The organism is Bradyrhizobium sp. 62B, from assembly GCF_030272265.2.
In the GTDB taxonomy this organism is placed as follows: domain Bacteria; phylum Pseudomonadota; class Alphaproteobacteria; order Rhizobiales; family Xanthobacteraceae; genus Bradyrhizobium.
In genome coordinates, this window is record NZ_CP092841.2 from 1,680,726 (window position 1) to 1,702,065 (window position 21,340).

The following is a 21,340-nucleotide window of genomic DNA, read 5'->3' on the forward strand; positions in this document are numbered from 1 at the left end:
AGATGGATTTCAGTGTATGTTCTCCGCCTGCAGTGTCGCTCCGCGGCGAGATCAGGGTGCGGCAGAATGTCGCAGGCAATGCAGAGGGTTCGGGCGCGCGTCGCATCCCGGCGCTATCAGCGGTGGTAGCTCATTTGCTCAGCACTTTGGGCGATCTCTTCGCGTCGGCCCGCGCGAGAGGGCCGATCGCTTCGTTCCAGCCCTTATTGTGCTGTAGTCCCGCAAAGCTTCGATCCCCCTGTTTGCTGAAATCGGGCGAGACGTCCCATGGCGGTGACGCGCTGGCCCGGCTGCGGTGTTCAGTCCACACCCTGCTTAAGGTTAGCAGCTGTGCTGTCTTGACGCAGTCGCGCAACAGTGGAAACAATTTGCAATTATCAGAAAAGCATTTTCGACGTTCGGAAATTGCATTTCGAGAATTCAGGCGACGCCGAGCAACGGGGCGAAGCGTCAAACGATAACAAGACCACGTCATTTCAAACTCACGCCGTTGGGCTGACGGCGAACCTGAAAAATCAAAAAGGTTACGGGAGGGGGCTCACCATGAGCGACCGCACGACGTCATGCGTCTGGTCCATATCGCGTTCTGCTTTCGACGATTGAATTTCTCTTCATCCGCACAACGCGACGCCGCTTCCGCGCGCTCGCGAACAATGCCTGTTGCCATATCGAGAAAGATGAATTGCCATGATCATTAACGGCACCAATGCAAACGATCAGATCGCCGGCACCAGCTCGACCGATATCATCAATGCGAAGAACGGCGACGATACCGTCGGCGCCGGGGCAGGGAATGATCTCGTTCAGGGCGGCAACGGCAATGACAACATCAATGCCGGTGCAGGCAACGACATCGTCGACGCCGGAAATGGCAACGACACCGTGGATGGCGGCACCGGTAACGACATCATTTTCGGCGGCAACGGCAACGATACGCTGCTCGGTGGGGCGGGCAACGATCTGATCTCCGGCGACAACGGCGACGATATCATCGACGGGGGCGCCGGCACCGACATCATCAGCGGCGGCAATGGCAACGACATCCTGATCTACCGCGTGTCGGAAAACGTGGGCTCTGTCGACATCTACGATGGCGGCAAGGGCCAGGACACGCTCCGCCTCGTTGTCACGCAAGCGATGGCGAACTCGGCTTCGTTCAGGTCCGATCTTGCGGCCATCCAGGCCCTCATTGCGCGCTATGGCAGCGCGGATTACGCGTTCAGGAGCTTCGACCTCGCCGTCGCCTCGATCGAAAAGGTCGAAATCGTCATCGAAGGCCCGACCAATCATGCGCCGGTCGCAGTCGCGGATACGGCCTCCGTCAAGGAGGACGTGACGACGGTTGCTAGCGGCAATCTGCTCGCAAACGACACGGACACCGATGCTGGTGATAGCCACACCGTCTCGGCCGTGGCGGGAGGCGCGGACAACGGCACCACGATCACCGTCGCCGGTACCTATGGAACGCTGGTGGTCACCAAGGCGACCGGCGCCTACACCTACACGCTGAACAATTCCAGCGCCGCCGTGCAAGCGCTCGCTGCGGGCCAGCAGGCGATGGAGCAGTTCACTTACACGAATGCCGACAATCACGGTGGAACGGGCTCGTCGACGCTCACGGTGGCCATCACGGGCAGCAACGACGCGGCCACGATCACAGTATCGGGGAGCCAGGATACGTCAGTGACCGAGGCCGGGAGCGGTGCCGGCGATCCCAACGCGTCGGGCCAGCTTGCGGTGAACGATGTTGACAGCGGCCAAGCCCATTTCGCGGTCCCGGCCTCGCTCGCCGGCACCTATGGCACCTTCACGTTCAATGCCGCGACCGGGGCCTGGACCTATACGCTCGATCCCGCGAAGTCGGATCCGCTGGCTGCAGGACAGCACGTCACTGACACCCTGACGGTCGCTTCGGTGGACGGTACGGCCACCCACGACATCGTGGTGAACATCACGGGCACCAATGACGCCGCCGTGATCGGCGGCCCCGCGCAGCACGACGTTACCGAGGACGGCACGCTCACGGCGTCGGGGCAGCTGTTCATCAGCGATGTCGACCAGAACCAGGCAGCGTTCCAGGCCGGCACGATCACGGCGCAAGACAACCTCGGCACCGTGACACTGCAGGCCGATGGCCACTACACCTATTCGGTCGACAACGCTGCGATTCAGTATCTCGGCGCGGGCGAGGTGAAGACGGAGACTTTCACGGTCACCTCCGTCGACGGCACGACCAAGAACATCAGCTTCGACATCCACGGCGCGCAGGACGCGCCGGTTCTGAACGTTCAGGACTCATCGGGCGCTGCGGACGGCAACATCACGCTGAATATCGCGGCGGCCAAGATCGACCAAAGCAGCACCTTGTCGCTGAAGATCGAGGGTGTGCCGTCGAGCTTTGCGGTCCAGAACGGCGCAGCGCTCGGCGACGGCACCTGGCTGTTGACCGGCGATTCGATTCAGAGCGTCGTCCTGATCCCGAGCCATGCCGTCGGCAGCCCCGATCCGTTCACCCTGCACGTCACCGCCATCTCCGATGACGGCGTTCATCAGGCGGTGAGCTCGGCCGAGCTCTCGCTGAGCGTGACACCCGGTGCCAACGAGATCAACGCGCTGGATATCGACGGCTATATCGGCGGCGCAACCGTGTTTGCCGACGCCAACAACAATGGAATACTCGACGCGGGCGAGGCGTTCACGACGACGCGGGCTGACGGCAGCTTTACGCTGGCGGGCGGGTCCGGTCCGCTCGTGAGTATCGGCGGTGTCGACATTTCGACGGGATTGCAGGTCGCCGGCGTGCTGAGGGCGCCGGAAGGGTCCACCGTCATCACGCCGCTCACGACGTTGATCGTCGCACTGGTCGACAGCACGGCAAATGACGAGCACCCGCTGACGGTGGACCAGGCCATCAATGCCATTGCGGCCGCGTTCAACGTCGATCTCGCCGCCGATCCCCAAAACCCCATTGACTTGCTGTCGTACGACCCGGTGCCCGCCGCGGTGGGGGGCGATGCGACAGCGACCGCGGTGCTTGCGGCGGCCATCCAGGTCCAGAGCACGGTGGCGCAGATCGCGGCTGTCGGGGTCGCGCCGGACGCGGTGATCGCCGCGATCGCGGACGCCGTTGCGACCGCTCAGGCCGATCCGGACAATCCGCTGCCCTTCAATCTCAGCTCGCAGGAAACGGTGGAGAGCGTCGTCTCGTCGGCCGGCGTCAGTGCGGCCGCCGCCGCGACGGTTGTGGAGGTCGTTGCTGCCGCGAACGACAGCATTCAGTCGGCCACCAACGTGACCGAGCTGGCGCAAGCCGGCCAGGTCGCCCAAGGCACTGCCACCGACCAACTGGCTGCGACCAATTTTTCGGATCAAGGTTCCATCGATCTGCTGACGGACCGCTTTGTCGACAATCTCGACACGGAGGTTTCGAATGCCGTGCTGACCCCGGTCGGGAACGCCGTGTTCGGCTCGCTCGGCGACGACGTCCTTTCGGGCGGAATCGGCAACGATCTGATCGACGGGCAGGACGGAAACGATCGTCTCAACGGCGGTGACGGAAACGACATCCTCTTTGGCGGCGCCGGCAGGGACTATCTCAGCGGCGGCTCGCGTGACGATATTCTCGACGGCGGCCCAGGCTTCGACCGCGCCGTCTATACCGACGCAACCGGCGGCGTCACGATCGATCTCGCGGCGGGAACGGCGTCCGGCGCAGGCGTGGGGACAGACACACTCGTCAACATCGAAGCAGCCATCGGCAGCAATTTTGACGATACGTTCAACGGAGCCGGCTTCACCGGCGACGCCCATGTCCCGGGTAGCCCCGTCGGCTACAACGAGTTCGAAGGCAAAGGCGGCGACGACACCATCATCAGCAACACCAACAGCCAGGGCGCGGAGCTGACGCGCGTCTCCTATGTCAGCGCCACCGGGGCGGTGACGGTGGATCTTGCCGCCGGTTATGCGCAAGGTGATGCGTCGGTGGGCCACGACACCCTGGTCGGGTCCGGCTTCAACGGCGCCTGGGGTTCGGCCTACAACGACACGATTCTGGGCAGCAACAATCCGATGTTCACCGCTGAGGTCTACGCGGGCCTTGCGGGCAACGACTACATCGACGGCCGCGGCGGCTATGACCGCGTGGACTACAACGTCGATCCGAACACCACGACGGGAATTACGGTCAATCTCGCCACCGGATCGGTGACCGGCGATTCGACCGTCGGGACGGATACGTTGCGCGGGATCGAGGCGGTCCGCGGCACCAACTTCGCCGATACCTACAATGCCACAGGTTTCGGCTCCGGCAGCGCCAATGCCGGGTCCAACGGGACGTTCAACGAGTTCACCGGCAATGGCGGTGACGACACCATCACCGGCAACGGCTTCACGCGGCTCGGGTTCAACAACGCGACCGCCGGGGTCCAGGTCGACCTCATCACCGGCATTGCCACTGGCGATTCATCCGTCGGCACCGACCAATTCACCGGCGTCAACGCCGTCCAGGCATCGATGTTCGACGACACGCTGCTGGGCGGTGCGACCAACGACACGTTCACCGGCCTTGCGGGCAACGATTACATTGACGGCCGTGGTGGCTTCGACGTCTCGTCCTACAACAACATCTTCTTCATCACGGGAAGCATCACCGTCGATATGGCGGCCGGCATCGTCACTGGAGATGCGTCGAACGGCACGGATACACTTCGGTCGATCGAGGGCATTCAGGGCACCAACTTCAACGATACCTACGATGCGACCGGTTACGGCGTGACCGGCGCCAATACCGGCAACAACGGAACCTTCAACCAGTTCGAAGGCCTCGGTGGGGACGACGTCATCACCGGTAACGGCAACACGCGCCTCATCTTCGCCAATGCGACCGGCGGGGTGACCATCAACCTCGCGGGCGGCACCGCGACCGGCGACGGCTCGACCGGTCAGGACACCTTCACGGGTGTCAACAGCGCGCTCGGCGGCAATTTTGCCGACGTTTACGACGCGACGGGGTTCACCGGCCCCAACGCGAACTTCAATTCATTCCAGGGCAACGGCGGCAACGACGTCATCTCCGGCAACGGCAATACGCAGATCCAGTTTAGCAACGCGACCGGCGGTGTGAGCGTCAACCTCGCTGCAGGTACGATCGACGGCGACGGCTCGGTCGGCCATGACACCATCACCGGAGGCGTGTTCAACGTCCTCGGGTCCAACTTCAACGACACCATTATCGGCAGCGGCAGCAACGACAGTCTCTCCGGCAGCAACGGCAATGACACCCTGGACGGCCGTGCCGGCAACGACTTCCTCAGCGGCGGCGCCGGCGCGGACATCTTCGTCTACGCGACCGGCGGCGGCTTCGATTTCGTCCAGGACTTCGTCCATGGCCAGGACAAGATCGATCTGACCGGCGTCTACGGCATCTTCAGCCTTGCCGATCTGCAATCACATGCAGTTCAGAGCGGTCCCAACACGGTCATCACGTTCAGCTCGGGTGACGGCCTCACGCTTCAGAACGTCAATCTGAGCAGCCTGACGGCGAGCGACTTCCTGTTCGGCACGCCGGCCGCGCCGATTGTCGGCGACGGCAACGCGAACGACCTCGTCGGCACCGCCAATGCCGAAACCATCAGCGGTCTCGGCGGCAACGACCGCCTCCAGGGCCTCGGCGGCAGCGATCTCCTCGATGGCGGCTCAGGCTTCGACCGCGCCATCTATACTGACGCGACCGGCGGCATCGCCGTCAACCTCGCGGCTGGCACCGCCTCGGGACCGGGGGTCGGCACGGATACGCTCGTCAACATCGAGGGCGCTGTCGGCAGCAATTTTGCAGACACGTTCAACGCGGCCGGATTCATCGGCGACAGCGGCATTCCCGGTGCAGCGGTAGGCCTCGCCGAGTTCGAGGGCAGGGGCGGTGACGACGTCATCACCGGCTCGATCAATGCATCCGGCGAGATTCTCGGACGCGTGTCGTATGTCAGCGCCACGGCGGCCGTGACCGTCGATATCGCAGCAGGGACCGCTGATGGCGATGCCTCGGTCGGGCACGACACGTTCAATGCGGTCAACGCCATCGTCGGCTCCGTCTATGCCGACATCTTGCTCGGCAGCGACAATCCCAACGGAACCTATGAGCAATACGACGGTCGCGGCGGCGACGATCTGATCGACGGCCGCGGCGGCTACGATTTCGCGACTTACAACAACGACCTGACGACGACATCCGGCCTCTCGGTCAATCTCGCCGCCGGCACGGTCACGGGCGACGCCTCGGTCGGCACCGACACGTTGCGTTCGGTTGAAGCGGTGCGCGGCACCAAGTTCGCCGATACTTACAGCGCCACCGGATTTAACGGCTCCAGCGCCAATGCCGGCTCGTACGGCACCTTCAATAATTTCGAAGGCATGGGCGGCGACGATGTCATTACCGGAAATGGCAACACCCGTCTTCAGTATACGCAGGCGCTCGACGGCGTGACGGTTGATATCTCGACAGGCACCGCTCATGGCACGGCGGCGGGCGACGTCGCGCAGGTCGGCACCGACCATTTCACCGGCGTCAATGCGGTGATGGGATCGCAGTTCGACGACGTCATCACCGGAAGCGGCGCCAATGAAAACTTCATGGGTCTCGCCGGCAACGATACGATCGACGGCGGAGGCGGATTTGATACCGCTCAATACAGCAACCTGACTTTCGTCACGGGTGGCGTGAACGTCAACATGACGAGCGGTACCGTCACGGGCGATGCTTCTACAGGAACGGATACGCTGCGATCGATCGAAGGCGTCCAGGGCACGATCTTTGCCGACATCTATGACGCGACCGGCTTCGGTTTGGCTGGCGCAGCCAACGTCGGCAACAATGGCAGCTTCAACCAGTTCGAAGGTCAGGGCGGCGATGATCAGATCACCGGCAACGGCAACACACGGCTCCTCTTCACCAATGCCACCAGCGGTGTCGCCGTCAGCCTGAATGCCGGTGCAGCAATCGGAGACCTGTCCATCGGGCATGACACTTTCACGGGCGTCAACAGCGTCTATGGCAGCAATTTCGCCGACACTTACGACGCATCAGGCTTTGTCGGCTTCAATTCGTTCCAGGGTCTCGCCGGCAACGATCTCATCACCGGCAACGGCAGCACGCAGCTGCTGTTCGCCAACGCCACCGGTGGCGTTGTCGTCGATCTCGCCAGCGGCACTGTCAGTGGCGATGCCTCGGTCGGGCATGACACCATCACTGGCGGCGTGAACGGCGTTTCCGGATCGGGCTTCAACGACACGCTGAAAGGGGGGATCGGCGCCGACAATTTCCTGGGCAACGGCGGCGCGGACACCTTCGTGTATGTGAGCGGCGGCGGTGCCGATTTCATCGGCGACTTCTCGCATGGGCAAGCCGACAAGATCGACCTTTCGGGCGCTGGCATCTACAACCTCGCCGACGTTCAGGCGATCGCCTCGCAGCAGGGATTGAACACGTTCATCAATTTCGGCAATGGCGATAGTCTGACGCTGCAGAACGTCAATCTGGCGAACCTCACGGCTGCGGATTTCATCTTCGCGCCTGGCGTTCACTTGATCGGCGATGCCAATGCGAACACGCTGGTCGGCACGGTCTATGCCGACAATTTGAGCGGCCTCGCCGGCAACGACGTCCTGCAAGGCCTCGGCGGCAACGACCTGCTCGACGGTGGCCAAGGCTTCGATCGCGCCGATTACGGCGATGCGGCGGGAGGCATTACCGCCAATCTTGCGGCCGGCTCGGTGACCGGCCCGGGTGTTGGAACCGACGCGCTGACGAATGTCGAGGGTATCCTCGGCAGCAACTATGCCGACACGTTCAACGCTGCCGGGTTCACCGGCTCGACCGGCCTGCCGGGCGTCGCCGCCGGCCAGAGCGAGTTCGAAGGGCGCGGCGGTGATGACGTCGTCGTCGGCGATCTCAACGACCTGGGGCAGGCGGTAACCCGGCTGTCCTATCTGAGCGCAACCAGCGCGATCAGTGTCGATATCGGGGCAGGCACCGCGGATGGCGATGCCTCCGTCGGTCACGACACCTTCTCCAACGTCTCGACGGTCTGGGGCTCGGCCTCCAACGACACGTTCTACGGCAGCGACAATGCCGCCTTCACCTACGAGACCTATGAGGGTCGCGGCGGCGACGACTATATCGACGGCCGCGGCGGCTACGACCAGGTCACCTATAACTCCGATACGACGACCACATCAGGCATCTATGTTCACCTCGCCGCGGGCACCGTGAACGGCGATGCGACCGTCGGCACCGACACGATCCGCAACGTCGAGGCCGCCCGCGGCACCAATTTTGACGACACGTTCGATGCGATCGGATTCGGTCTGGCCGGGGCAACCAATGTCGGCTCTTCCGGCGCCTTCAACGACTTCGCCGGGGCCGGCGGCAACGACACCATCATCGGCAACGGCTCCACCCGCCTGAACTACCAGATCGCGGCCTCGAGCGTCAGCGTCGACCTCGAGACCAGCGTCGTGGGAAGCACCACGGCGCTCACCGTTGCCGGCAGTGCGGTCGGCGCGACCGAGGGCACAGATACCTTCACCGGTGTCAATGCGGTGCAGGGCTCGACCTTCTCCGACACCCTGCTCGGCAGCAGCTTCAACAACAACTTCACGGGTCTTGGCGGCGACGACTACATCGATGGCCGCGGCGGCTTCGACACCGCGATTTACAACAGCCTCAGCACGGTCACGGGTGGCGTCACCATCGACATGGCGGCGGGCACGGCGACCGGCGATGCCTCGATCGGCACCGACACGCTGCGCTCGATCGAGGGCATTCAGGGCACCAGCTATGCCGACAGCTATGTGGCGACAGGCTACGGACAGGCCGGTGCGCTCAATATCGGCAACAACGGTGGCTTCAACCAGTTCGAGGGCCTGGGCGGTGACGATCAGATCGCCGGTAACGGCAGCACACGCCTGCTCTACACGAACGCCACCGGCGGCGTCACGGTCGGCTTGAATGCCGGCTCGGTCACGGGTGACGTGTCGGTCGGGCATGACTCCTTCGTAGGCGTCAACAGCGTCTATGGCAGCAATTTCGCCGACACTTACGACGCGGCCGGCTTCATCGGCTTCAATTCCTTCCAGGGCCAGGGTGGTAACGACACCATCACCGGCAACGGCAGCACGCAGATTCTTTTCGCGAATGCGACGGCCGGCGTGATCGTCAACCTCGCGAACGGGACCGCGGACGGTGACGCTTCGGTGGGTCACGACACCATCGTGGGAGGGGTGACCAACGTTTCCGGCTCGAACTTCAACGACACGATCACCGGCTCCAGCGGCAACGATCAGCTGTTCGGCAACGGCGGCAGCGACCTGCTCAGCGGCGGTGCCGGCAACGACGCCCTGAACGGCGGCATTGGTGCGGACACCTTTGTCTATACCACCGGTGGCGGCGCCGATGTCATCGGCGACTTCCTGCAGGCGGACGCCGACAAGATCGACCTCACGGGGGTGCCCGGTATCTCGACCCTCGCGGACATTCAGGCGCTCGCCACACAGCAGGGACCGAACACAGTCATCGACTTCGGCAATGGCGACACCCTCACGCTGCTGAACGTGACGCTGTCGAACCTCACGGCTGCCGACTTCATCCTCGGCCAGGGCGTGCATCTCACCGGCGACGCCGGCGGAAATACGCTGGTCGGCACCGCCTACGCCGACAGCTTGAGCGGCCTTGCCGGCAACGACCGCCTGAAGGGCCTCGACGGCAATGATCTTCTCGATGGCGGCCTCGGCTTCGACCGCGCCGACTATGTCGCGGCAACGGGAGGCATCACCGCAAATCTCGCGGCAGGCTCCGTGACGGGTCCAGGGGCTGGAACGGACACGCTTGTGGGCATCGAGGGCATCGTCGGCAGCGATTACGCCGACACGTTCAACGCGACCGGCTTTGCGGGCGATACCGGTATTGCCGGCACCAATGTGGGCTTCAACGAGTTCGAAGGCCGCGGAGGGAACGACAGCATCACCGGAGGAACGAACAGCCTGGGTGCGCTGCTGACGCGCATCTCTTACGCCAGCGCAACGGGCAGCGTGATCGTCGATCTGGCGGCCCATTCGGCGACCGGAGATAGTTCGGTCGGAACCGATAGCTTGGTCGGCTCTGGCTTTGGCGGTGTCGTCGGTTCTGGATTTGCCGACCAGCTGCTCGGCAGCGGCAATGCGCCAGGGACCGTGGAAATCTTCGAAGGCCGCGCCGGCGACGACTTCATCGACGGTCGGACTGGCTTCGATCGGGCAGACTACGCGCTCGACCCGGCCGCCGTGGGCGGGATCAACGTCCAGCTGGCCTCGGGAATCGTGACGGGCGATGCCACGACGGTCGGCACCGACACGCTCCGATCGGTCGAATCGGTGCGCGGCTCGAACGCTGCGGACGTCTTCAACGCTGCGGGCTTCAGCGCTATCAGCCAGAATGCCGGTTCCAACGGCACCTTCAACGAATTCGTCGGCATGGGAGGCAACGACAGCATCACCGGCAACGGCAACACGCGTGTTTCTTTCACGAACGCGACCGGGGCCGTTGTCGTCGACCTGCAAACCGGCGCGACGCCCGGCACGGGAACGGCGAGCGGTGATGCATCCACGGGCAACGATACGTTCAGCGGCGTCAACGCCGTGATGGCCTCGATGTACAATGACACCATCCGCGGCAGCAACATCACAACGGCGACGGAGACGTTCACCGGCCTTGCCGGCGACGACTTCATCGACGGCCGCGGCGGCTTCGACGTCATCAGCTACAACAACATCTACTTCTCCACCGGACCGGTGACCATCGACTTCACGGCGGGCACCGCGACCGGTGACGCCTCGATCGGCAATGATACGTTCCGCGGCATCGAAGGTGCCCAGGGCACCACGTTCAACGACGTCTTCACGGCCACCAACTTCGGCGCCGTCGGCTTCCAGAACGGCGCAAGCAACAACGTCGGCAACAACGGCAATTTCAACCAGTTCGAAGGTCTGGCTGGCAACGATACGATCACCGGCAACGGCAACACCCGCATCATCTATTCCAGCGCGGTCGATGCCGTGACCATCAACCTGCAGGCGGGGACGGCGACCGGCGGCGGCTCGATCGGCACCGACAGCTATGTCGGCGTCAACAGCGCGACCGGTAGCAACCTCGACGACACCTACAACGCCACAGGCTTTACCGGCGTGACGACGGCCGGATCGTTCGGCACCTTCAACCTGTTCGAGGGCCTCCTCGGCAACGACACCATCACCGGTAACGGCAACACGCGGGTCTCGTATTCTCAGGCCGGCGGCGGCGTTTCCGTCGACCTGTCGACCGGAATTGTGAGCGGTGCGGCTGGCGCCGACGTCATCACGGGCGGCGTCAACAGCGTGCAGGGCTCGAACCAGGCCGACACGCTGGTCGGTGGCTCAAATAACGAGTTCTTCTTCGGCGGCGGCGGTGGCGACACCATCAACGCGGGTGGCGGAAACGACGGCATCACCGGCCAGGGCGGCGACGATGTGATCGACGGCGGCGCCGGCACCGACATGGTGATCTTCTCGGGTGCGCAATCGCAGTACAACGTCACCATGGCGGGAACCATCCAGGTTCAAGATACAGTTGCGGGCCGCGACGGCACGGATACCTTGACCAATGTCGAAGTGCTGCAGTTCAGCGACGGCATCGTGCTGCTGTCCTCGGGCACATCGGGGAGTCCGATCGATCTTTCGGCGCAGCAATTCTCCAACTCGGCGCCCGTGATCGGAACGGCCGGAGACGATTATCTTCGCGTCGGAGCCAACATCTTCGGGCACCAGCTCAATCTGGGAGCGGGGACGGCAGACACCGTCCTGCTCAACGGCACCTTTGGTAACGGTTACACGCTCAATCTCGCGGGAGTCGAAAACCTCGTCGGCACCGGCAACGACGAGTTCGTCAACCTCACGATGAATGCCAACGGCCTGGTCGTCGACCTCGGCGGCGGCAATGATCAGCTCAATCTCGCGGGCGGGGCAAATACGCTCAGCCTGATCGGCGTCGACGGAATCGCGGGAACGGATTTCGGAGCGACGCCCGGCGTCAACGACGTGCTCACGCTGTCGACGACGGTCACGGGCCTGAACATTAGCCTCGGCAACGGCGACAACACGATGAACCTCGCTGCCGGCGCCAATTCGTTCGTGAACATCTATGATGTCAACCACGTGAACGGCATGGCGGGTGACGACATCCTGACCGTTACCGGTGCGATCGGCGCGGCCAACGGCGTCGCGATCGACCTCGGCGATGGCGATGATACGGTCGCCTTCAACGGAAACTTCGCGTCCTTCGCCGCGATGGGCATCGAGCACATCACCGGCAATGCAGGCGACAATTCGGTCAGCCTGACCAACAACGTCAACGGCATCGCCATCGATATGGGCGGCGGAACCGATTGGGTGTCCCTCGCCAACGGCGTTAATTCGCTCAGCATCAATGGCGTCGAGAACCTCAACGGCAGCGACTTTACCGGCAATCTCCATCCGTCGGACGATATGGTCACGCTGCTGAACACCGTGTCCGGCGTGACGGTCAATCTCGGAGAAGGGACGGCCAACGTCCTCAATCTCGCCGAGGGCAGCAATTCGTTCGACAATCTGTGGAACGTGAACCTGCTCAACGGCAGTTCGTCGGATGACGTTCTGACGCTGCAGGGCAGCCCGGCGAACGTGATCGATCTCGGCGACGGCAACGACACTCTGAACTTCAACGCGAATGTCTACGACATCACCGTGACCAATGTCGAAACCGTCAATGCCGCCGCGAATTTCGACCGGATCACGATCGGCAACACGTCGGGCAACACGACGGTTACGGCCGGCGCAGGTGCGGACGAGATCTACGCCAGCGCGGGCCATGACAACTTCCGCTTCGTCAGCACTGCAGACTCCGCCGCCGGTGCTGCCGACACCATCCACAATTTCGACGCGGGCAATGACAGCTTTACGTTCTCGGGCATCAGCGTCGCCGGCGGTCACATCGAGTATGTGGACGGGCCGGCCCTGCTCGGCGGAAACCAGGCTTCGGCCCATTTGCAGAACTTCGGGCCGGGTAACGACTATCTCCAGATCGATATCGATGGCGATGGAACGAGTGACATGGACGTGAACCTGCAGAATGCCAGCGGCACGCTGCACAATGGGAACTTCTTGGTCAGCTAGCGGCCATCGACCTTGGAGGGCCCCGGTCCATCTGGCTCCGGGGCCGGCGCTTCCAGCCCTGGAGCCCAAACGCGTGGGTGTTCTCGAGGGCCCGCGGCGGATCGCCTCTCTCAAACAAAACCGCCGCCCCGTTGCGGTGGGGCGGCAGCTGTTAGGCCGGCTTAGCTCAGCGGAGCGCGGTTGAACTCAGCGGACGTACCAATATCCCCACCAGCGATGGGATACGGGCCGTGCCTGCGCCTTCATGGCTGCAACTTCTTCGACCGGACGAAGCTGGGGACCATAGATCGCGGGCGGGTAAACATCATCCCACAGCACGACGCCACCCTGGACGGCGGCCGCCCGGTGTGACGGAGCAAGCGCGAGCTCGGCGGCCGGCGCGACGGAGCCCGTCACGGCGAGGCCAATGGCGGCGAGGGCAATGGATGGAATAAGGGCGCGGAAGTTCATTGGATTTGAATCCCTCTGAAATGCGATGCGAAATAATGCGACGGCTGCCGGACGGTTGCAAGGGCGTGGGCTGGCCGGTTGCCCGAAATTTCCCGTGTGAGGGAAGGCACGTCGGGCTTGCCGACTGCAACCGGTTTGGCGGGTCCGGAACTGCGAGAACATTTCTCTATATAGAGTGCGTCTCATGGAAAAATCCTGATCGCTGCGATCGATGCACGCGAGACTGCGCTGCATGCACGCCAGAGGTCAGGCATGAACAATCTTTCGGCGCCCACAGTCGGAAAGAATCATGATGTCGACACACTGCTCGCTCTTGATAGGTCGCGGACTATCCAAGGCAACTCCCATGACTTCTGCATTCGTCTCCGCTTTGATTTTCAGCGCTGGCCTCATCTCGGGATACGCGTTGCGCGCTTGGCGCGTCCAACGAAGTCCTGCGAACTCATCCCGTGGCGCCTCGCGTCGAACGGCCGGGCCGACTCCCACCACAACCTTCGGCCACGCCCGACGAGCGTTTTAGATGCCGTCTAGTTCTCTGTCGGCATCCAACTTCACGCTGAAACGAAGGGGCATGATGACATGAGCGAGCCCAAGAAGGACGCTCCACGACGCTACATTGCGGATGGCGCCGGACAGCGCGTGCTCGTTGGTCTGACGATCTCGGAGACCATCGAGTTCGAAGCGTTGGACAAGCCTGACGCCGATTTGATCGGCGAAATGGGGCGCGTCCATCAGGCTCGGCACGGAGAGCGCTGGCTGGAGCTCTACGTCAAGCACGAGCGAGCCTGGAGCGACTGGATGGCGCAGACGCGCGCGCGGCCGGAGAAGCCGCAATTGCTCAACTAGGGCTTGCCCGGAGCGGCGTACAACCAGTCCGCGCCAGTGCGACCGCCTCGCGCGTCAGTGGCAGGCCGTCGTCACCTCACACTGCGAGCATGCGGCTGCCCTGGATACTCATCAGGGTAAGGTTGCCGGTCGCATAGGCGCCGGTGTCGATGTTGACCCGGTTCGCCATGAATTCCGCACTGCGGACCGGCGTATGACCATGCACGATATATTTGCCGAACTGCTCCTCGCTCCGCAGGAATTCTTCGCGAATCCAGAGCAGATCGCGCTCGGTCTGCTCGGCCAGTGGAACGCCCGGGCGAACGCCGGCGTGAACGAAGAAGAAGTCCCCGCAACTGAAGCTCAGCCGCAAATCGTCGAGGAATTCCAGATGTTCGGTAGGCATTGCCCGAATCAAATCGCGCATGATCGACGCCGGCTCGTCGCGCTTCAGGTCCGGCGGGGCGAGCCCGTAGGACATCAACGTCTGGGCTCCGCCGACGGCAATCCAATCCTCGAACAAGGAGGGATCCTCGAACACCCTCACGAGAAACGCCTCGTGGTTTCCCTTGAGAAAGACTGCGTTTCCCCGCCGGCTCCGTTCGACCAGGACGTCGAGGGTGGCGCGCGTGTCCGGGCCGCGATCGATGTAGTCGCCCATGAAGACCTCGATCGCATAGCGCGGCCGGCTCCGGGTCACGTCGGCGTCGATCACCCGCAACATGGGCTCGAGCAGATGCGCGCATCCGTGAATATCCGAGATCGCATAGATGCGGACTCCCTCCGGCAATTGCGGTTTGGGAGCGGGAAGGCGGGGGCGGGCGAGAGATATCATGGCGCTCAATCGATCGGGTGGTCGAAAAATTTCCCCAAGTCGCCGGCACCGGAGAGCTTCCATCCAACACGAACAAAGCGAATTCGGCGAGGGAGCGTGCTTGTTCTCCGGCTCGATCACGCCAAAAGAAGGGCGCTGCATTTTTTGCCTACCTGGTTGTTCGACTGGCAGGGCGACGGTCGGTCCGCACGATTGCATTGCTGAGTGCGAGAGGGCGGCAAAGTTGCATGCCTGAGCCATTTTTCCGGACGCACGCCCAGATAGAAATCCGTCGGAATTCTCGCAAATGATTTGTCGCTCTTCATCGCGCAATTGCGTCGCCCGAAAGATGAGCGACAAAGCGCTCGCGCGACGATCACGCATCGCGCTCGACGTGGAACTTGATTCAAAATAGGGCAACGCGCTCGCTCATATGTCATCACTGTGACGACATTTTCAGCGCAACGAAATTCGCTGCGCATTTCAACGCGGCGCATGATCCGTGCGCCGCAAAAGTTTTGCGTGCAGCGCCACAATGTCGCTGCGATCACGCAACACCTTCCGCGCGGGGAAGTGACGAGTCTTCAGCATCACGATGAGCGTCAGACACTCTCTCGATAGGCAGAGGTTCGAATGGCTGTTGCAACTTATGGTTCTGAAAACGCTCACACGCTGTCGTCGACGCGCGGTAGTGCTCTTCAGAGGCCATTTCAGATCGTCGTCATGGCGGCTGACTTTCTGCTGATCTTGTTGAGCTATGCCGCCGGGGCCTCGCTTTACGGTGCTGCCGTCGCTTCGCCCAATGACGGCGCTTCGGTGGGAGCAGGGTTGTTCGTCGGTGTGGTGTTCGTGGCGGTCGCCTATTTCCGGGACGTCTATGCCACGCACCGTCTGCTCAACATCGTCTGGCAGCTGCGGAAGGCGGTGTTTATCTGGCTGACGTCCCTGACGATCCTTGCCGTTGCGGCCTTCTTGCTGAAATCGACGGACAATCTATCCCGCGGCACCGTCATCGTGTTCGCTGTGATCGGCGGACTTGGCTTGATCAGCCTCCGCTTCGTCTGGCAGGCGGTGTTCGGCACGAGCTTTGCGAGAAGCCGGCTGGTCGATCGCAAGGTGATCCTGCTCAGCCTCAAGCCGCTCGACTTCACCTCGAGCCGCTTCAAGGACCTGCGGAGGAACGGCTTCGACGTGATGCGCCATTTCGTGCTCGGAGACGATCGGGATGACGGCCACTGGGAGCGGCAGATTCGCGACGTGATCCGTCAATCGCGCTCGGCTGACGTGGACGAATATCTGCTTGCGATCGACTGGAACGAATTGCCGATGCTCCGCAAGCTGGGGCCTTACTTGCGCGCAGTCCCGCAGCCCATACGCCTGCTGCCGGACGACCCGGTCGCAGATCTCGTAGCCCGTCCGTTTCTACCGGTCAGTGGAACCGTAGCGGTCGAAATCCAGCGGCCGCCTCTCACCATTCTCGAGCGGCTGCAGAAGCGCTGTCTCGACATTGGCGTGGCCCTGTTCGCACTTGTGATGCTGACACCGCTGCTGCTGACCGTCGCGGTGCTGATCAAGCTGGATTCCCCGGGAGCCGTCATATTCCGCCAGTCGCGCCGCGGCTTCAACGGCAGGCCGTTCGAGATCTGGAAGTTCCGGAGCATGACCGTTTGCGAGAACGGCGAAACGATTGCCCAGGCGACCAAGCGGGATGCCCGGGTCACCAAGATCGGGCGCTTCCTTCGCATGACGAGCATCGACGAGCTGCCGCAGCTCTGGAACGTGCTGCGCGGTGATATGTCGCTGGTCGGCCCGCGGCCGCATGCGCTGGCCCATGACAATTATTATGACGAGCTGATCAGCAAGTACGTTTACCGGCACCACATGAAGCCGGGGCTGACGGGCTGGGCCCAGGTGAACGGGTTCAGAGGGGAGACGCCAACGATCGATCTGATGGAAAAGCGGGTCGAGTACGACGTCTGGTACGTCAGCAACTGGAGTATCTGGCTCGACCTGAAGATCATGGCCCGCACGGCGTCCGCCGTGATGTTCCAGGAAGCCTACTGACCGTCCAGTTTCCCGATGATCTGAAATTGCGAGCGCGAGAGGTCAGGTTCCATCTCGCGACGACCTGCCGAAGAGCCGCATGATTGCGGCGCGCAAGGCGAGCAACGGCGGTACCAGCACGAAGAATGCCCCCATCGCAACGGAAACGATGACATGGCGGATCGAGAAAGGTTCGTCCTGCTCGATGTCCCGTCGGCTCGGGTCGATGGGCGCCGGCGAGAGCGTGGTCGCCATCGGCTGCCGACGCACCTTGCGCGGAGGAACCACGATCAACACGAACAGGATGTTGAGCAGAACCCAAATAGTCAAAATCGTCAGGACGATCAGCATTCCGAGCCCGCCGGAAAAGAATTACAAATATGCGCCGAGCTTAGCCTCAGGGAACCCGGAAAGAAAGATGCCCAAAGTTTCGGCATTTGAGGCGTCGAGGACCGGATTGTCTCGTCTTATCGCTGGATGGTTGCCAATCGGCGCACTGTCCTAGCCATCACGGTCTTCGTCAATCCTTGCTTTGGGCTAGAGCAATAACTGCAAGTTGTGGATTCCGGGCGAATACGGAGGCCTGAGCCATCGGGGTGTGGCTTGCGTGTGGCTTGGGGGCGGCTTGGCGCAATCTCCGGCCCCATGCGACGGCGCACGTGATCGCCTTCAGACGACAGTTCCGCAAAGCATGAAAAAGGCCCGCTGCCAAATGGCAACGGGCCCAAATTCGTGTCTGTTCGGCTGGGCGCTGCGCCGCGCCTCGGCCTAGGCGTGCTCGACGTAGTAGCTGTTGTGATGCTTGCCCTTATACGCCTCGATGCGCTTGAGCATCTTCGGGTTGGCGCGATTGAGCACGGCACCGAGCAGCTTCTTCTGGAGGACTTCCGACCCGGAAATCGATTCCTGAAGCGCGCTTCGTGTCGTCTGCCCCCATTCGATCACGTAGACCATCGCGTCGATCAGCATGCTGACGGCCTTCGAGTCCGCCACCGGCATCACCGGGGCAAGGTCGATCACGATGTACTCGTAGTGCTCTCTCAGCACCTTGAGCAACTCGGCCATTGCCTTCGATCCGATGACGTCGGCCGAATTGACCATACGGGACGCCACCACGGAGGGCAGGAAGTCCAGGCCCGTCTCCTTGCTTCGCTGCACATGGTAGCCGAGGCTCGCCGGATCGCTGAGAGCCTCCACCAATCCGCTCTTGGCATTGGGGGCGAGCTCGCGGGTGAGCGAGCGCGTGTGCAGATCGCCGTCGATCAGGACCGTGCGATGCCCGGTGAGGGCGATCAGCTGCGCGAAGTTGGCCGCCACCGTCGTCTTTCCTTCCTTGGGAAGAGAAGACACGATGCCGATCACCTTGATCTCGCGGGTCAGCCGCGCAACGTCGATCGACACCTTGATGTTGCGCAACGTCTCGGCAAACCGCGAGAACGGATGATCGACCACGTAGCGCGACAGATCCGCTGAGCTCGTCTTGGCCGACGTCGACGAAAGCAACGCGCCGGTCGTCGTTGGCGGACGAATGTCGGGCAGGACCCCGAGGCACTTGACGCCGAGCTCGTCCTCGACCTCGCCGGGGGTCCGCAGGACGTCGCTGAGCAGTTCGCGTCCGAATGCGACGCCGAAGCCGAGGCAGAGGCCGCCGACCAGACCTCCCACCAGCGCCAGCACCGTGCGCGGCGAGCTCTTGCGATCCGGCTTGGTGGCGGTGCTGATCAGGCGCGCCTCGCTGAGCGGAAAGCTCTGATTCTGCGTCGCGCTCTGCAGCTTCTCGAGGAAGCTGTTGTAGAGGTTGCGATAGGTGTCCGCGGCGCTTTCAAGATCGCGCAGCTTGACCGCAGCCTGGCCGGTATCCCCGGCTTGGGCGACGAGCTCCTTCACGTTCTTCTCGAGCGAGGCTTCCCGGCTCTTTGCGATCTCATAGTCGCTGCGATAAGCGTCGCCGATCCGATGCAGCTCGTCGGCGATATTCTTGCGCAGCTCCTCCATCTTGTTGGCCAGATTGACCGCCGCAAGATGTTGCTTGCCATAGCGCCTCGACCAGTCGGCATACTGGGCCTGAAGGTCCAGATATTGCGCGCGCAGGCGGGTGATGACCGAGTTGTTGAGAGCATCGGTCACCGTTGATTGTGCGACGTCCTGGTCTGAAATCGCGTTGATCCGGTCGAGCCGGGCCTTGGCTTCGGCCGTCGATGCCCGCGCTTGAACCAGCTGGGTGTTGAGGTCCGACAATTGCTGCTCGGACATCAGGCCGCGGCTGGTCCCGACGATGTTGTTTTCGGCCTTGAAGGTCTGCACGGCGCGGTCGCTGGCGGTTGCCTGCTCGCTTAGCTCGAAGCTGCGCTGCTGCAGCCACTCGGTTGCCCGCTTGGTAGACTGATACTTGGCTTCCAGCGCGCCGACGAGATAGGCATTGGCGATGGCGTTGACGATCTTGGGCGCCTTGTCAGGGCTGCGCGAGCGATAGTTCATCGACAAGACATACGTCGTCAGGACGCGTTCCGTTCTCAGGTTCTTCTGAACCTGCTCCACCACGGCGTGCTCGAGACGCTCCTGGGACGCGGCTTCGCCGGAGCTGAACAGCGACATGACCTTGCCGAGGACGGTGGACAGCAGGCCCGGATTGGAGCCATTGAACTCCGGATCGTCCGTCAGCTTCAGGCGACGGACGACCGAGAGAATCAGGTCGTCCGAATTGATGACCTCGACCTGGCTGTCGACGTAGCCGGTATCGATGAGGGCGCTGTTGGCGTTGCTGTCCTTGTCCAGCACCTGCGCCTGACGCGTATCCATCATGATACGGGCATTCGCCGTATACATCGGTTGCGCCGTCAACAGATAGATCATGACGAGGGCCAGCGCAGCTCCGGTGCACGCCGCGATGATCGGCCACTGCCGGCGCAGCACGTCGGCCACGCGCTCGAAGCTGAGGACCGCTCCGCCAAACTCGATGCCGAATCTGTGTCCCGACTGGAAATGTTCTCTGGGTTGGTACATTGGTTGCTTCGCTGCCTCTGACGATGGCTGATCAGTTCGGAAGGGGGACGGGTTTGAAAGGATTGGCCAGCTTGGTCTTCCATTCGCCTTCGAGCAGCGCCCCGCCTCGGGACGGCTGCGTCGAACTCTTGGCTTGCGATTGAGCCTGGATGCCGGAGGCGTCGTCGCCCGCGGCGGCATAGCCTGATTGCACGTTGAGATCGCCGATCCGCTGCGTGAAATCCCTGATCTTGCGCGCAGCGTCCGGCTTCGTCGAGGTGCATCGCCCTTCGGCGATCTTCAGCGCGGCGCCGATGGCCGAACGGTCGGTTGCCGCCGAGGCGGAAATCAGCGTCTGCACGGAGGGCAGCACCGACGGATTGGTCGCAATAAGGGTGGAGAGCCGGTATCTCAGCTTCTCCTTGTCATTGCGCAGTCGTTCCAGAAGCGAGGAGGGCGACTTGACGAACGTGTCGAGCTCGAGCTGCGAGGCACGATCCGAAAATTCGACGCACTGAGCGCGGCAAACATCGATGCTCGACACGACCAAGGCAAAGCCTGCCAAGACGATCGGTAGCCATCGTAGCCTTGCATGACGAATCATTGGTCCGCAGCCCATCCGTGTCCCTTGCTTCCTGTTGCATTAGGAGAACACGCGAAACCTGACAGGTAACTGTGTCAATTTTTGTGCGACGCAAAAGCCGAGTGCGCGTCGTCGATGACAACCGATGCATTGCCTGTTTTCCGATCGGTTGCAAAATGACGATATGCAATGCCTGCGAGATCGGCATGCTGGCGCCCAGGAATGTTGCAACTTGAAAACATATGAGGCGTTCGCACGTTCAGGAGTCGCAAGATAGCGTCGCAAAACCGACACAAGTCGCCGCGTGCGACATTGGTTCCGGCCCCGCGGAAAATTATCGTCGCGACATTTGCGACACCTGCGTATGGAGACATCAGCGCCGTTGTCGCCGCCATCATCGCAACAGCGCCGAATTTCGCGCACACTTT

8 protein-coding genes are annotated in these 21,340 nt (G+C 62.5%); 3 read left to right on the top strand and 5 right to left on the bottom strand.

Annotated elements, in window-relative coordinates; genetic code table 11:
• Positions 1-687: 687 nt before the first annotated feature.
• On the top strand, positions 688-13,215 hold the full coding sequence (locus ML401_RS08040; protein ID WP_285811268.1) for a VCBS domain-containing protein: 12,528 nt from the start codon (positions 688-690) through the stop codon (positions 13,213-13,215).
• A 186-nt stretch (positions 13,216-13,401) separates the two neighbouring features.
• On the opposite strand, the gene ML401_RS08045 is transcribed toward ML401_RS08040, so the two are convergent.
• A complete protein-coding gene (locus ML401_RS08045; RefSeq protein WP_212065677.1) occupies positions 13,402-13,665 on the bottom strand; it encodes a hypothetical protein in 264 nt (87 codons plus the stop codon).
• Positions 13,666-14,244: 579 nt separating this feature from the next.
• Here ML401_RS08045 and ML401_RS08050 point away from each other — a divergent pair.
• Entirely contained in the window at positions 14,245-14,511 is a 267-nt protein-coding gene (locus ML401_RS08050) for a hypothetical protein (protein ID WP_211419555.1), read from the top strand.
• A 76-nt stretch (positions 14,512-14,587) separates the two neighbouring features.
• Here the strand turns inward: ML401_RS08050 and ML401_RS08055 are convergent, their stop codons facing one another.
• Positions 14,588-15,325 (bottom strand): metallophosphoesterase family protein, encoded by a 738-nt coding sequence (locus ML401_RS08055; protein WP_211419724.1) that lies wholly within the window; start codon positions 15,323-15,325, stop codon positions 14,588-14,590.
• A gap of 612 nt (positions 15,326-15,937) precedes the next feature.
• Between ML401_RS08055 and ML401_RS08060 the strand changes: the two genes are divergently transcribed.
• Positions 15,938-17,368 carry an undecaprenyl-phosphate glucose phosphotransferase gene (locus ML401_RS08060; protein WP_211419554.1) on the top strand — a complete coding sequence of 477 codons (1,431 nt, stop codon included), beginning with the start codon at positions 15,938-15,940 and terminating at the stop codon, positions 17,366-17,368.
• A gap of 42 nt (positions 17,369-17,410) precedes the next feature.
• On the opposite strand, the gene ML401_RS08065 is transcribed toward ML401_RS08060, so the two are convergent.
• The 3 genes from ML401_RS08065 to ML401_RS08075 all read right to left on the bottom strand — a co-directional run bounded on the left by ML401_RS08065 (position 17,411) and on the right by ML401_RS08075 (position 20,873).
• Positions 17,411-17,698: a hypothetical protein gene (locus ML401_RS08065; RefSeq protein WP_194406487.1), complete on the bottom strand. Its 288-nt coding sequence runs from the start codon at positions 17,696-17,698 to the stop codon at positions 17,411-17,413.
• 417 nt (positions 17,699-18,115) lie between these two features.
• Positions 18,116-20,350 carry a Wzz/FepE/Etk N-terminal domain-containing protein gene (locus tag ML401_RS08070; protein ID WP_285811275.1) on the bottom strand — a complete coding sequence of 745 codons (2,235 nt, stop codon included), beginning with the start codon at positions 20,348-20,350 and terminating at the stop codon, positions 18,116-18,118.
• A 31-nt stretch (positions 20,351-20,381) separates the two neighbouring features.
• Positions 20,382-20,873, bottom strand: a complete 492-nt coding sequence (locus ML401_RS08075) for a hypothetical protein (protein WP_246776435.1) — start codon at positions 20,871-20,873, stop codon at positions 20,382-20,384.
• Between the last annotated feature and the right edge of the window lie 467 nt (positions 20,874-21,340).

What these genes read in the sequence shown, in the direction of transcription:
- ML401_RS08040 (WP_285811268.1), top strand. Translation starts at nt 688, where the DNA reads ATGATCATTAACGGCACCAATGCAAACGATCAGATCGCCGGCACCAGC.
- ML401_RS08045 (WP_212065677.1), bottom strand. Translation starts at nt 13,665, where the DNA reads ATGAACTTCCGCGCCCTTATTCCATCCATTGCCCTCGCCGCCATTGGC.
- ML401_RS08050 (WP_211419555.1), top strand. Translation starts at nt 14,245, where the DNA reads ATGAGCGAGCCCAAGAAGGACGCTCCACGACGCTACATTGCGGATGGC.
- ML401_RS08055 (WP_211419724.1), bottom strand. Translation starts at nt 15,325, where the DNA reads ATGATATCTCTCGCCCGCCCCCGCCTTCCCGCTCCCAAACCGCAATTG.
- ML401_RS08060 (WP_211419554.1), top strand. Translation starts at nt 15,938, where the DNA reads ATGGCTGTTGCAACTTATGGTTCTGAAAACGCTCACACGCTGTCGTCG.
- ML401_RS08065 (WP_194406487.1), bottom strand. Translation starts at nt 17,698, where the DNA reads ATGCTGATCGTCCTGACGATTTTGACTATTTGGGTTCTGCTCAACATC.
- ML401_RS08070 (WP_285811275.1), bottom strand. Translation starts at nt 20,350, where the DNA reads ATGTACCAACCCAGAGAACATTTCCAGTCGGGACACAGATTCGGCATC.